The organism is Flavobacterium sp. IC2-16 (assembly GCF_055521455.1).
The window spans coordinates 459272-472906 of the sequence record NZ_CM145480.1; the positions used below are offsets into that span (position 1 = coordinate 459272).

A 13635-nucleotide genomic window follows, 5' to 3' on the forward strand; every position below is an offset into this window, starting at 1 on the left:
GTAGTTAGGAAGATTAATCATTTAATACTATAAAAAAAGCTCTCAGAGTATGAGAGCTTGATTATTTTCGTTAGAAACGGACTACTTATAAAGCAGCAACGTGTCTAGTTAATTTTGATTTTAAGTTTGAAGCTTTATTAGCGTGAATGATATTTTTCTTAGCTAATTTGTCAATCATAGAAATTACAGATGCTAATTTCGCAGAAGCCTCAGCTTTATCTGTAGCTAAACGAATAGCTTTGATAGCGTTACGAGTAGTTTTGTGTTGGTATCTGTTTAATACTCTTTTCTTCTCGTTACTTCTAATTCTCTTTAAAGCAGATTTATGATTTGCCATTTTGTTCTTTTTTTAATTGTAATAATTGTTTAAACTACTAGTTAAAAAAGAAAAACCTCCCACAATTACATTAGCAATCACTTTGGTTTTAACTAATAAAATAAGACTTTGAGACACTAAAGTTTTATTTTATAAAACTATTTCACAACTAATTTTGTAGCCCGTAGGGGAATCGAACCCCTCTTACCAGGATGAAAACCTGGCGTCCTAACCGATAGACGAACGGGCCAGTAAAAACAATAAAGAAAAAAGTTGTAGCCCGTAGGGGAATCGAACCCCTCTTACCAGGATGAAAACCTGGCGTCCTAACCGATAGACGAACGGGCCGTCTTTTTTCTTTATTGCGGTTGCAAAAATACAACTAATTTTTATTCTTGCAAGTCTAAATTCAAAAAAAATATATTTTTTTAATATGCTTTAGCAAAAAGCACACGCCCAACCGATGGTTTCCCAGTAAACACGCAGCTTCCAGCCTCATCTTTTCTATCTAAAGCAATACAACGAATCGTCGCTTTTGTTAGCTCTTTTATTTTTTCTTCGGTTTCTGCAGTACCATCCCAATGTGCAGCAACAAAACCTCCTTTGTTTTCAAGAACATCTTTAAACTCCTCAAAAGAATTCACTTCAGTAATATGAGAATTTCTGTAATTCAAAGCTTTAGTGAATAAATCGTTCTGGATTTGCTCCAATAAATTTTGAAGATAGGCTACAATTCCATCTTTAGAAACCGTTTCTTTTGTTAAAGTATCGCGACGAGCTACTTCATACGTTCCGTTTTCCAAATCATTCGGACCGATAGCCAAACGAACTGGCACACCTTTTAATTCGTATTCAGCAAATTTAAATCCTGGCTTTTGCGTATCTCTATCGTCATACTTCACAGAAATACCCACTTTACGCAATTCTTTCATCAAATCATTAACCTGCGTAGAAATAGCTTCTAATTGCTCATCGGTTCTATGAATTGGAACAATCACCACTTGAATTGGCGCTAAATTTGGAGGCAATACCAAACCATTGTCATCAGAATGCGTCATAACCAAAGCTCCCATCAAACGCGTAGAAACTCCCCAAGACGTTCCCCAAACATGTTCTTGTTTCCCCTCTTTGTTCGCAAACTTCACATCGAAAGCTTTTGCAAAGTTTTGTCCTAAAAAGTGTGATGTTCCTGCCTGAAGTGCTTTACCATCTTGCATCAAAGCCTCTATACAATAGGTTTCTTCTGCTCCAGCAAAACGTTCTGTTTCAGTTTTCACTCCTTTTACTACTGGAATCGCCATGAAATTCTCCGCGAAATCGGCGTAAACATTCATCATTTGGATTGATTCTTCAATCGCTTCTTGTTTGGTAGCATGAGCCGTATGACCTTCTTGCCATAAAAACTCAGCCGTACGCAAGAACAAACGGGTACGCATTTCCCAACGCACTACGTTTGCCCACTGATTAATCAACAATGGCAAATCTCTATAAGACTGTACCCATCCTTTATAGGTAGACCATATAATAGCCTCACTCGTTGGACGCACAATTAACTCTTCTTCTAATTTTGCATTTGGGTCAACAATAAGTTTTCCTTTGTTTTCTTCATCGGTTTTTAAACGATAATGAGTAACAATGGCACATTCTTTAGCAAATCCTTCTGCATTTTTCTCTTCAGCTTCAAACATGCTTTTGGGAACAAAAAGAGGAAAATATGCGTTGCTATGACCTGTTTCTTTAAACATACGGTCTAATTCTTTTTGCATTTTTTCCCAGATTGCATAACCATACGGCTTGATTACCATACAACCACGCACACCTGAATTCTCTGCTAAATCTGCTTTCACAACCAGTTCATTATACCATTTGGAATAATCTTCTGCTCTTTTTGTTAAGTTCTTACTCATTTTTAATACTTTGGCACAAATATTGTTTAACTTATCTTTGATAAAATAGTTCGACAAAACTAACTATTTTTGTTATGTCCAACAATAAAAAAACCAGTGATATGAAAACTAATTACTTATCTGGCCGAAAATTATCCATTTACGCAGTATTTGGACTAGTAGGACTTTTGGCTTCTTCTTGTGGTTCTTATCAGAACTCGTCGTATTATGATAACGATGGCGTTTATGGAAACTCTGATAGACCACGTTACGAAACTGAAAACAAGTACAGCGAAGAAAATGTCGCTCAAGCAAACAAATACAAAGAACTATTTGGTTCTTATAGAGAGGAATATCCCGACAACTCTAATGAAGTTTTCACAGATGTAGATAGTTATTCATCACGACAAAACGATTCTATACAAAATACCACATCCAAACAAAATTATGCAGGATGGGGAAACAATTCCGACAATGTTACTATTAACTACTACAACAACTCTCCATGGTACGGTAATTATGGCTGGGGATGGAATTCTCCATATTATGGTTACAGTTCTTGGTACTCTCCAGGATGGAATTGGGGATGGAATTCATACTATGGAAGCTACTGGAATATAGGTTGGGGATGGAATTCTCCTTACTATGGCTGGGGATGGGGTTACCCATACTCATACGGATATTATGGTCCTGGATGGGGCGGATGGAATGGCTGGTACGGAAATCCATACTACCACGGTGGATATTACCGAAACGTAGCCTACAATAGTGGATATAGAGGTCGTTCTGGTTATGGAAACGGATATTCTACCGGTTATAACGGAAGAAGAAACAGTGTTACCAATAATGGTGTTAGCCCTAGAAGTTCTTTTGCAAATCCAAGAAGCTCTTTTGCAAACCCTAGAAGTTCTTTCAGTAATCCAAGAGGTACTGGAAACGTACAAGACGCGAATAATCCTCGCCCAAGAAATACATTTTCAAATCCAAGATCGAACTCTGGCAATCAAGCTAATTCACCAAGAACATACAGTGAACCAAGAAGCTCATCGCCAAGACAATACAGCGAACCAAGAAGTTCATCACCACGTAGCAGTGAACCACGTTCGGGAGGCTTTTCGAATCCTAGAAGCTCTGGAGGCTCATTTGGTGGCGGTGGAGGCGGAAGCTTTGGCGGCGGCGGATTTGGCGGCGGTGGCGGTCGTTCAGGCGGCGGCGGTAGAAGATAAAACAATTTCCCAAGCTTAACCGCTTGGGATTATTAATACATAATACTCTATTAATTATGAAACTACACATACCTTTCATACTTACAGTTTTATCAATTGGTGGTAGCTATGCGCAAGAAACCACTCCTTCAGACGCTTTGCGTTATGCAATTGATGATATCACTGGAACAGCTCGATATAGAGCAATTAGCGGCGCTTTTGGTGCCGTTGGAGGCGACTTATCCTCAATTAACGTCAATCCTGCAGGTTCAGCAATTTTTAATTTCAATTCTGCTACTGGTTCGGCTACAAATTATAACACAAAAAATAATGCCTCATACTTTGGAACAAATGCATCCGATAATAAAAGTATATTAGATATAAATCAACTAGGTGGCGTTTTTGTTTTTAACGACAAAGGAAAAAGCGATTGGAAAAAATTTACTATTGCGCTGAATTATGAAATCACAAATAATTTCGACAATAATTTTTATGCCCAAGGTACAAATCCAAATTCCTCAATCAGTAATTACTTTTTGAATTTTGCCAATTCAGCTAATAGCGGTAATAGCATTCCTGTTGAGTTAGTAGAATTACAATCTGGCGAAACTATAGCTGATCTATACAGTTATTTGGCTACTCTTCCTAATGCTACATATCCAAACATTTCTGGTTTTGGAGCCCAACAAGCATTTTTAGGATATCAAGCATTTTTATATGATTACGATAGTACTGGAAATACTTATGTTTCCAATGTAGCTCCAGGAAGTTTTTATCAGGAAAATACTATTTCAACTACTGGCTATAACAGTAAATTTACTGGAAATTTTGCAACACAATACAAAGACAAATTGTATTTAGGATTTAATCTGAATGCGCATTTCACAGATTATCGCAAATCATCAATTGTATACGAAAGCAACAGCAACAACCCATCGCTTGGCGTTCAAAGAATGCAATTTGAAAACGATTTGTACACTTATGGAAATGGTTTCTCATTTAATTTGGGAGCTATTGCTAAAATATCACCTGAATTCAGACTTGGTATCGCCTACGAATCACCAACTTGGTACAGAATGAATGATGAACTTACCCAAGGACTGGTTGGTGTAAGTACCGATGGAACCGACACTTTTACCGATACTGTATACCCACAAGTCACTAACGTTTATGCACCTTACAGATTACAAACTCCAGGAAAATTAACTGGTAGTTTGGCTTACATTTTTGGAAACAAAGGTTTCATTAGTTTTGATTATGGATTAAAAGATTATTCATCTACCACATTCAAACCAGAAAGAGATAAAACTTTCAGCAGGTTGAATAATACAATGTCTAACAACTTGACTGCCGCTAACGAATTCCGTTTAGGAGGTGAATACAAAATCAAACAATTAAGTCTTCGTGCCGGATATCGATTTGAGGAAAGTCCGTATAAAAATGGCAAAACAATGGGAGATTTAACAGGCTATTCTACTGGCTTAGGATATAACTTTAACGGCTCACGTTTAGACTTAGCGTATGCTTTTTCGAAACGCGAAATGGACTTACCATTTGTTTCGTCTGGAATGACCGATGCAGCTCGTGTGAATGTTAAAAACAACAACATCACATTATCATATACAATCGATTTTTAAAAAAACTATAAAATCAAAAATAAAGTCGCTTGAATTCAAGCGACTTTTTTATTACCAAATGTTTGTTTTAGCCCCGACAGCAGTGACATCCTTTTCAGAACAACTATAGAGACATTCAAAATCTTTGTTCTGAAAAGATATAACGAATGGCGGGAACAAACCCTTAAAAAAATCCCAAACGATAGTGCTGCTAATTATAAAAAGTGTAATTTTGCCCACTTTACTAAAATAATTTTGTAAATATATGAGAACCAAGTCGTTAAAGAAAAATAAAATCAATGTTATCACTTTAGGTTGTTCTAAAAACACCTACGATAGCGAAGTTTTAATGGGACAGTTGAAAGCCAACGGAAAAGAAGTTGTGCACGAGCAAGAAGGAAACATCGTGGTGATTAACACTTGTGGTTTTATCGACAATGCCAAAGAGGAATCGGTAAATACGATTTTAGAATATGCCGATAAAAAAGAGCAAGGCTTGGTAGATAAAGTTTTCGTTACAGGTTGTTTGAGCGAGCGTTACCGTCCAGACTTAGAAAAAGAAATTCCGAATGTAGATCAATATTTCGGAACTACGGAATTGCCTTTATTATTAAAAGCTTTAGGCGCAGATTACAAACACGAGTTAATTGGAGAACGTTTAACGACTACTCCTAAAAACTATGCGTATTTAAAAATTTCGGAAGGCTGTGACCGTCCGTGTAGTTTTTGTGCGATTCCATTAATGCGTGGAAAACATGTTTCGACTCCAATTGAAAATCTGGTAATTGAAGCCGAAAAATTAGCGAAAAACGGCGTAAAAGAATTAATTCTTATCGCTCAGGATTTAACCTATTACGGTTTAGATTTATACAAAAAGAGAAACTTAGCTGAGCTTTTAGAAGCTTTGGTAAAAGTGGAAGGCATCGAGTGGATTCGTTTGCATTACGCCTTCCCTACCGGTTTCCCGATGGAAGTTTTGGATTTAATGAAGCGTGAGCCGAAAATCTGTAACTATATTGATATTCCGTTGCAGCATATTGCCGATAACGTGTTGAAATCGATGCGTCGCGGAACGACCTATGAAAAAACCACGAAATTATTGAAAGAATTCCGTGCTGCAGTTCCAGAAATGGCTATTCGTACCACTTTAATCGTAGGATATCCTGGAGAAACCGAAGAAGATTTCCAAATCCTTAAAAATTGGGTAGAGGAAATGCGTTTCGAGCGTTTAGGTTGTTTTACCTATTCTCACGAGGAAAACACACATGCGTACAGTTTAGTAGATGATGTTCCGGATGAAGTAAAACAAGCACGTGCTGCTGAAATTATGGATATTCAGGCACAGATTTCTTGGGATTTGAATCAAGAGAAAATTGGTCAGACATTCAAATGTATCATTGATAGAAAAGAAGGACAATATTTTATAGGAAGAACCGAATTTGACAGCCCAGATGTAGATAATGAAGTATTGATTGATGCTGCTAAATTCTATTTAAAAACAGGTGATTTTGTAAATGTTACGATTACCGATGCTACAGAATTCGACCTTTATGGTGAACCAACTGTTTAAAAATGTAATTTTATCGGGTATTATAATCTGATTCTATGAAATTCAATTCAACAATCTTATTCGTTTTTCTGTGTTTAATCACTTTCTCTGGCACCTATGCACAAGAAGGTTATGAAGATCCTTATGGAGCTAACAGTAAAGCAGGAGTTACAGGTTACGGAAGAAGGCGAAATATGCCAATGCGTGATATTTCGAAGCTTTCAAAAAACGAACAAGATGACATTCGAGCTGAAACAGTTACCAAAACCATCGCAAAACTTAAACGTGAATTACAATTGGATGAGTTGCAAGTTATAGTAATTACGAAAGTTATTACCGAAAACCAAAAAAAGCAAGCCGGAATTGCATCAAGTAATGCTTCAGAGGAAAACAAAATTGTTGAAATGGAAGCATTATTAGCTAATACTGATCGAGAGATTATTAGTTTTTTAAATAAAGATCAAAAAGTAAAATTTGACACTATAATTAAAGAACGAACCATAAAACTGGAAACGCTAAAAAATATGAGATAAAAAAACCGCCAGAATAGGCGGTTTTTTATTTATAACTACAACGGAATGTTTCCGTGTTTACGTTTTGGTGTATCCACAACTTTGTTTTCTAACATTTTGAACGCTTTAATCAATTTACGACGGGTGTCTTGCGGGAAGATAACTTCATCGATAAAACCACGTTGTGCTGCTCTGTATGGATTTGCAAATTTCTCTGCATAATCTGCTTCTTTTTCAAGCAATTTAGCCGCTGGATCGGCCGCTTCAGCAATTTCTTTTTTGAAGATAATTTCCGAAGCACCTTTAGCTCCCATAACCGCGATTTCTGCTCCCGGCCATGCAAAGTTCATATCGGCACCGATGTGTTTTGAGTTCATAACGTCATATGCACCACCATAAGCTTTTCTGGTAATTACCGTTACTTTCGGAACTGTTGCTTCGCTTAAGGCATACAATAATTTTGCTCCGTGAACGATAATTCCGTTCCATTCTTGGTCGGTTCCCGGTAAAAAGCCCGGCACATCCACCAACACCAACAACGGAATGTTGAACGCATCACAAAAACGAGTAAAACGTGCCGCTTTAATCGAACTGTTCACATCCAAACATCCGGCTAAGAACATAGGATTATTGGCCACTACACCAATGCTTTTCCCTCCGATTCTTGCAAAACCAACAATGATGTTTTCGGCGTAATTTTTATGGATTTCGAAGAAACTTTCCTCGTCGATGATCGCATTAACCACATCGTGCATGTCGTACGGTTTGTTCGGGTTGTCCGGAACGATATTGTTCAACTGCTCGCGAAGTTCTTCTCCTAATTCATACGGCAAATCTTCAACGGTTTCGGTATTGTTCTGTGGAATATAGCTTAACAAGCGTTTCACGTCTTCCAAACATTCTACATCGTTCGCAGAAGTTGTATGCGCCACACCCGATTTTGTTGAGTGTGTAGATGCACCTCCTAATTCTTCGGAAGTTACTTCTTCATTGGTAACCGTTTTTACTACGTTAGGTCCAGTTACGAACATATACGAAGTATTTTCCACCATCATGGTAAAATCGGTCATTGCAGGAGAATACACCGCTCCGCCGGCACAAGGTCCCATAATAGCAGAAATTTGCGGAATTACCCCAGAAGATTGAACATTTCTATAGAAAATATCCGCATAACCACCTAACGAACGAACACCTTCCTGAATACGCGCACCACCGGAATCGTTTAAACCAATCATTGGCGCACCCACTTTCAAAGCCATATCCATCACTTTACAGATTTTCTCCGCATGTGTTTCCGATAAAGCGCCTCCAAAAACGGTAAAATCCTGAGCGAAGGCATACACCAAACGACCATTAACCGTTCCGTAACCGGTGATAACACCATCGCCTAGATAATGCTCTTTGTCCATACCGAAATCTTTGGTACGATGTGTTACAAAAGCTCCAATTTCTTCGAACGAGCCTTCGTCAAAGAAATATTCGATACGCTCACGCGCCGTTAATTTCTTTTTGGCATGTTGCGTTGCTATTCTTTTTTCACCGCCTCCTAGTTTGGATTCGGCAATTTTCTTATTTAATATTTCGAATTTATTTGATTCCATAATTTAATTTTTAGTAATCAGTTTACAGTGTTCAGTGTTCAGTTCAGTTCAGTTCCCTTTTCACTTTTCACTTTCCCCTTTAAACTACAATTGTGTTGGTAAGCGTAAGATTTTCTGATCGGCTAAATACTGTTTCAAGGCTACATAAGCTGCAATTTCAGCTTCTTTGTCCATTTGAACTTTCAATACTTCGCTGTCGTAATATTTCTTAACAAAATGCGTATCGAAATCACCCGAACGAAAAGCTTCGTGTTCCATTACGAAAGTACCAAACGGTAATGTTGTGTGAACCCCCTCAATTTTATATGCTTTAATAGCTTCAATCATTTTCTGGATAGATTCTTCACGCGTTTTTCCGTAAGTAATCAATTTGGAAAGCATCGGATCGTAATAAATCGGCACTTCCATTCCTTCTTCGAAACCGTCGTCTACACGAATGCCTTCGCCTTGTGGCACTTTATAAACATCTAATGTTCCAACGTTTGGAAGGAAATCGTTTAACGGATCTTCACAATAAACGCGCAATTCCATAGCATGCCCGTTGATTTTCAAATCTTCCTGTTTGATGCTTAAGGCCTCACCTCTTGCTACACGAATTTGCATTTCTACCAAGTCCATGCCGGTAATCATTTCGGTTACTGGATGTTCTACTTGCAAACGCGTATTCATTTCTAGGAAGTAGAAGTTTTTGTTTTCATCCAAAAGGAATTCCACCGTTCCCGCTCCTAAATAATCGCAAGATTGAGCAACTTTCACAGCTGCTTCTCCCATTGCTTTACGGATTTCCGGTGTTAACACTGATGAAGGCGCTTCTTCTACAACTTTTTGGTGGCGACGTTGGATAGAACATTCTCTTTCAAATAAATAAAGAATATTTCCGTGACTATCTGCCATTACTTGAATTTCGATGTGACGCGGTGATCCAACATATTTTTCGATGAAAACCGAACCGTCTCCGAAAGCAGAAACCGCCTCACTGATAGCGCGATTCATTTGCGATTCGAATTCTCCTTCGTTTTCTACCACACGCATTCCTTTACCTCCACCCCCAGCAGACGCTTTAATCAAGATTGGAAAACCGATTTGCTTTGCAACCTGTTTCGCTTCTTCGATATCGGTAATTGCTTTATCCACTCCTGGAACCATTGGAATATCATAGGCTTTTACAGCATCTTTGGCTGCTAATTTACTTCCCATGATGTGAATCGCTTTGGATTTCGGTCCGATAAATGTGATTCCGTTTTTCTCGGCTAATTCGGCGAAATCGGCATTTTCACTCAAGAAACCGTATCCTGGGTGAATACCATCTACTCCAAGCTCTTTACAAACTTCAATAATTTTATCCCCTAACAAATACGATTGATTTGATGGTGCTTCTCCAATACAAACGGCTTCATCTGCAAATTTTACATGAGGCGCATTTCTATCGGCAACGGAATACACCGCTACTGTTTTAATTCCCATTTTACGAGCCGTTTTCATCACGCGAAGGGCTATTTCCCCACGATTGGCTACTAATATCTTCTTCATACTACTTATTCGAATTCGATTAACAATTGACCTTTATCTACCGCTTGATCTTTCGTAACAGCAATAGCTTTAATTACTCCATCTCTTGGCGAAAGGAAACTATTTTCCATTTTCATTGCTCCAAGAATTAGGATAGGATCGTTTTCTTTAACTTCCTGACCCACTTCAACATTAATTTCAAGAATTAAGCCTGGCATTGGTGCTTTAATCGAGTTTACTTGCTTTGTCGCTCCGATTGCAAATCCCATTTCTTTTATTAATTGGTCAAGCTGATTAGCGATATCCACATCATACACCGTGTTGTTTATTTGAACGGAGTATTTTTTAGCATTAAAATCGGCAGACACAACTTCTGCAGTATACGGTGAATTGTTCTTTAAAACATGATACGTTGAAGCCCCTGTTGAAATGGCATCAAAAGTGTCCAATTCGTTTTCAGATAACTCAACAGTAACCGTTTTATTTACGGTAAGTTTATACGTTTTACTCATTGGTTAGAATTTATCGGTCGTAAATTTAGACAAATATTCTCAAACTTTATTTTAACAATTATTGCGGAAAAACCACAATTCAATTTTTCAAACTCTATTTAATATTGCAATATCAATTTAAAACCTAACAGTATGATACCGGAAAGCTTATCTATTGTAGAACGTCAAATTTTAGTGAACCAGTTTCGTATCCTTTCAAAAATGGAAAGCGATGTTAACGATTATGCAACTAAAATAGAAATTTTGGAAAATGGTTTTACAGAACAGTATTATGAAATTTTTGATGTAAATACTGAAGAAATTCCATTAGAAGTTTGTGAAGAAACAAGTCAGATTTTAAACATGTACAGACGTATTAACAACTGTATTAAACAATTATCTGATGTTGAAAAAACGGAAATTCCTTTACATAAAATAGCGTTTGTAGGTTTTGACGCACGCCGCGAACTACATTATCATTATATGACTTTTATGATTGAAAAAATGAATCTATGGCGAGAATACCGCAATGATTATTTAGATTCTAATAGTAGAATGCCGCTACATAAATATAGAAAAATGCTAGATTATCAAAATTTCTTATTGGATAATGATCAATATGAAATAACAAAAACCGACTTAAAAAAATTAGTTGCTATTATAGAAAAAGAAGCTTTACAGATGGTAAAGTGATACACGCCATTTAGATTAGTTGTTTTGTTAGAAAAAATCCGGCTTATGCCGGATTTTTTTAAGTTTCATCGAAATACTTTTTTAGCAATTCGTTAATTATTTCTTTTTTCAACGGTTTAGAAACAAAGTCATCAAAACCAATTTCTTTAATACGATCAATTTCTTCGGAGAAAGAAAATGATGTTTGTGCAATAATTGGAATAGACTTATTAAATTCCCTAATCTTTTGGTAAGCTTCATACCCATTTAAATTGGGCATTTTTATATCCATAAATATCAAATCAATTTCATTATTTGATTTACAAATTTCAACAGCTTCCAGACCATCTTTAGCCCTTAGTATTTTAAAATTGTGAACCTTAAGAAGTTTTTCAATCAGTAAAAAATTAATATTATCGTCTTCGGCAACTAGAATTATTTTCTCTTCCCCAACATCTATAGGTGTTACCAACTGAATTACTTTGGGCTCGTTTGCAGTTTGATTTTCATCGTAAACCAAATCTATTGAAAAAGAAAAAACGGTTCCTACACCCAATTGCGATTGAAAATCGATAGTGCCTCCAAGCATAGAAACATAAGCTTGTGATATTGCCAGACCAAGCCCTAACCCTTCATTAGCGGAAATTCCTTTGGCATTAATTTTACTAAAACGTTTAAAAATATTTTTATGAAATTCTTCCGGTATTCCAATACCTGAATCTTTTACATTAAACTGAATCTTGCTGTTTTCTTCATCAATTTCATAATCCACATATACAAAACCTTCTTCTGTAAATTTAAATGCATTATTTATTAGATTGATCAATACTTCTTTAAGCTTGGTGCCGTCAGTAACAATATTTTTAGTCAATGCTTTTTTTGGAGCAGTCAACTTAAAATCGATACTTTTTTGAAGCGAAAGTCCTTTACAAGAATTGAATGTCCCTACAACCAATTCATCTAAATCAACCGAGTACAAATTAGGTTTTATAATATTCGAATCGATTTTAGACATTTCTACCAAATCGTCTATTATTTCAATTAAATTTTTACCGCTCAATTGGATGATGTCGATATACTCCTTTCTCTCTTCATCTGAAAGTTCCGGATTAGAAAGTAAATCCGTAAAGCCAAGAATAGCATTCATTGGGGTACGAATCTCATGCGAAAGGTTCATTAAAAAAGACGATTTGAGTTTATCGCTTTCTTCCGCTTTAAGTTTCGCTGCATTAAGTTGCTGAGTTTTTATTTTATTTTCCTCGAAGAGTTTTCCAATATATCTAAATTCACCTTTAATGTTTTTCAAGGAATTAATGGCGTTTTGATCTTGATTTACCAATATTTTTTTAATAAAACTAATAGGCAATTTAGCCCATATATTAGCATAGTAACAATAAACAAGCCAAGTTAAAATTAACGCTAAAGCCGTAATTAATAAGATTCGCTTCGTAATCGAAAAATCAATATCGTAGGCTCTTTTAAAATACAAACTGGCTACTGTCTCATTTTTATAATCTTTAAGAGGAACAATATGAAACACGGTTTTTTTCGCAGTTTCCTTTCCAGTGTAAAACTTAATTTTAGAGCTGCAAATTTCTTCAATATTGGCAAAATAATCCGAGTCTAATAATCGAACCATGAAGAAATATCCGGATGGCTTGTGCTTGTTTTTATAGGGATCATCCGAAGGATTAATGGTCGCACCATACACCTCTACAACGCCTTCCGGGATTTTTAAATAAAATTTATCAATTTTCTTATCATAAACCCTCTGTAGTGCTTCCTTTGGAATAAATTCTCGGGTTTTAATTTTTAGTGTTGAAACTTTGGTAATAAAATTCCCCTCAAGATCGTAGGAACATAAGTATTCTACTTTATAAGTATCAATAATATTAGCAACCGATTGATTAAACCAATTTACATCTTTTGTTTTGGTAAAAGTGACAAATTCATCCCAATAGGTAGCATCTGAAATCACCGAAACATACGATTCTGAATTCAATTTTAACAACGATTCAATTTCATTGTTATATAATTCGTTACTGGATTTAAAAATTTGTTTTTCCTGTACCCTCATGTAAAAATAAAGCGAGAGCACTAGTAAAAGTAAGCACAACGTAACTATTGAAAGCAACGTTATAACCTTAGAATAGGTAGAATATTTATACTTTTTGAAGAATGATTTCAGCATTTTTGTTTTCGGATGATATATTAAATTTAGAAAGTTTTATCCAAATCCAACACATTTTTACGAAAAAATGTGAAATTTTTACAAATA

Annotated in this window: 11 protein-coding genes and 2 tRNA genes; 5 read left to right on the top strand and 8 right to left on the bottom strand. The window is 36.2% G+C overall.

The genetic code is table 11. The features are described 5' to 3' along the window. Positions 1 to 85: 85 nt before the first annotated feature. The 4 genes from rpsT to proS all read right to left on the bottom strand — a co-directional run bounded on the left by rpsT (position 86) and on the right by proS (position 2223). Positions 86 to 337, bottom strand: a complete 252-nt coding sequence (rpsT, locus tag ACZ1JT_RS01985) for a 30S ribosomal protein S20 (protein WP_465094499.1) — start codon at positions 335 to 337, stop codon at positions 86 to 88. 157 nt (positions 338 to 494) lie between these two features. Beyond that, positions 495 to 566 (bottom strand) — tRNA-Glu (locus tag ACZ1JT_RS01990). A gap of 26 nt (positions 567 to 592) precedes the next feature. Further along, positions 593 to 664, bottom strand: a tRNA-Glu gene (locus ACZ1JT_RS01995). 80 nt (positions 665 to 744) lie between these two features. Then, a complete protein-coding gene (gene proS, locus ACZ1JT_RS02000) occupies positions 745 to 2223 on the bottom strand; it encodes a proline--tRNA ligase (protein ID WP_465094500.1) in 1479 nt (492 codons plus the stop codon). A 101-nt stretch (positions 2224 to 2324) separates the two neighbouring features. Here proS and ACZ1JT_RS02005 point away from each other — a divergent pair, with 101 nt between their 5' ends. The 4 genes from ACZ1JT_RS02005 (at position 2325) to ACZ1JT_RS02020 (ending at position 7105) form a co-directional block, all read left to right on the top strand. Continuing rightward, positions 2325 to 3428: a hypothetical protein gene (locus ACZ1JT_RS02005; protein ID WP_465094501.1), complete on the top strand. Its 1104-nt coding sequence runs from the start codon at positions 2325 to 2327 to the stop codon at positions 3426 to 3428. A 56-nt stretch (positions 3429 to 3484) separates the two neighbouring features. After that, complete coding sequence (locus tag ACZ1JT_RS02010) at positions 3485 to 5044, top strand: OmpP1/FadL family transporter (protein WP_465094502.1); 1560 nt, start codon at positions 3485 to 3487, stop codon at positions 5042 to 5044. Positions 5045 to 5288: 244 nt separating this feature from the next. Then, positions 5289 to 6593: a 30S ribosomal protein S12 methylthiotransferase RimO gene (gene rimO / locus ACZ1JT_RS02015; RefSeq protein WP_465094503.1), complete on the top strand. Its 1305-nt coding sequence runs from the start codon at positions 5289 to 5291 to the stop codon at positions 6591 to 6593. Between the two features lie 35 nt (positions 6594 to 6628). After that, complete coding sequence (locus ACZ1JT_RS02020; RefSeq protein ID WP_465094504.1) at positions 6629 to 7105, top strand: hypothetical protein; 477 nt, start codon at positions 6629 to 6631, stop codon at positions 7103 to 7105. 35 nt (positions 7106 to 7140) lie between these two features. On the opposite strand, the gene ACZ1JT_RS02025 is transcribed toward ACZ1JT_RS02020, so the two are convergent. From ACZ1JT_RS02025 to ACZ1JT_RS02035, 3 genes are all read right to left on the bottom strand, one after another. Beyond that, entirely contained in the window at positions 7141 to 8685 is a 1545-nt protein-coding gene (locus ACZ1JT_RS02025) for an acyl-CoA carboxylase subunit beta (RefSeq protein ID WP_465094505.1), read from the bottom strand. 84 nt (positions 8686 to 8769) lie between these two features. Further along, entirely contained in the window at positions 8770 to 10215 is a 1446-nt protein-coding gene (gene accC / locus ACZ1JT_RS02030; protein ID WP_465094506.1) for an acetyl-CoA carboxylase biotin carboxylase subunit, read from the bottom strand. Between the two features lie 5 nt (positions 10216 to 10220). Then, positions 10221 to 10706 (bottom strand): acyl-CoA carboxylase biotin carboxyl carrier protein subunit, encoded by a 486-nt coding sequence (locus ACZ1JT_RS02035; RefSeq protein WP_465094507.1) that lies wholly within the window; start codon positions 10704 to 10706, stop codon positions 10221 to 10223. Positions 10707 to 10838: 132 nt separating this feature from the next. Between ACZ1JT_RS02035 and ACZ1JT_RS02040 the strand changes: the two genes are divergently transcribed. Continuing rightward, entirely contained in the window at positions 10839 to 11378 is a 540-nt protein-coding gene (locus ACZ1JT_RS02040) for a YfbU family protein (protein ID WP_465094508.1), read from the top strand. Positions 11379 to 11436: 58 nt separating this feature from the next. On the opposite strand, the gene ACZ1JT_RS02045 is transcribed toward ACZ1JT_RS02040, so the two are convergent. After that, positions 11437 to 13548, bottom strand: a complete 2112-nt coding sequence (locus tag ACZ1JT_RS02045; RefSeq protein WP_465094509.1) for a response regulator — start codon at positions 13546 to 13548, stop codon at positions 11437 to 11439. Positions 13549 to 13635: the final 87 nt, after the last annotated feature.

What these genes read in the sequence shown, in the direction of transcription:
- rpsT (WP_465094499.1), bottom strand. Translation starts at nt 337, where the DNA reads ATGGCAAATCATAAATCTGCTTTAAAGAGAATTAGAAGTAACGAGAAG.
- proS (WP_465094500.1), bottom strand. Translation starts at nt 2,223, where the DNA reads ATGAGTAAGAACTTAACAAAAAGAGCAGAAGATTATTCCAAATGGTAT.
- ACZ1JT_RS02005 (WP_465094501.1), top strand. Translation starts at nt 2,325, where the DNA reads ATGAAAACTAATTACTTATCTGGCCGAAAATTATCCATTTACGCAGTA.
- ACZ1JT_RS02010 (WP_465094502.1), top strand. Translation starts at nt 3,485, where the DNA reads ATGAAACTACACATACCTTTCATACTTACAGTTTTATCAATTGGTGGT.
- rimO (WP_465094503.1), top strand. Translation starts at nt 5,289, where the DNA reads ATGAGAACCAAGTCGTTAAAGAAAAATAAAATCAATGTTATCACTTTA.
- ACZ1JT_RS02020 (WP_465094504.1), top strand. Translation starts at nt 6,629, where the DNA reads ATGAAATTCAATTCAACAATCTTATTCGTTTTTCTGTGTTTAATCACT.
- ACZ1JT_RS02025 (WP_465094505.1), bottom strand. Translation starts at nt 8,685, where the DNA reads ATGGAATCAAATAAATTCGAAATATTAAATAAGAAAATTGCCGAATCC.
- accC (WP_465094506.1), bottom strand. Translation starts at nt 10,215, where the DNA reads ATGAAGAAGATATTAGTAGCCAATCGTGGGGAAATAGCCCTTCGCGTG.
- ACZ1JT_RS02035 (WP_465094507.1), bottom strand. Translation starts at nt 10,706, where the DNA reads ATGAGTAAAACGTATAAACTTACCGTAAATAAAACGGTTACTGTTGAG.
- ACZ1JT_RS02040 (WP_465094508.1), top strand. Translation starts at nt 10,839, where the DNA reads ATGATACCGGAAAGCTTATCTATTGTAGAACGTCAAATTTTAGTGAAC.
- ACZ1JT_RS02045 (WP_465094509.1), bottom strand. Translation starts at nt 13,548, where the DNA reads ATGCTGAAATCATTCTTCAAAAAGTATAAATATTCTACCTATTCTAAG.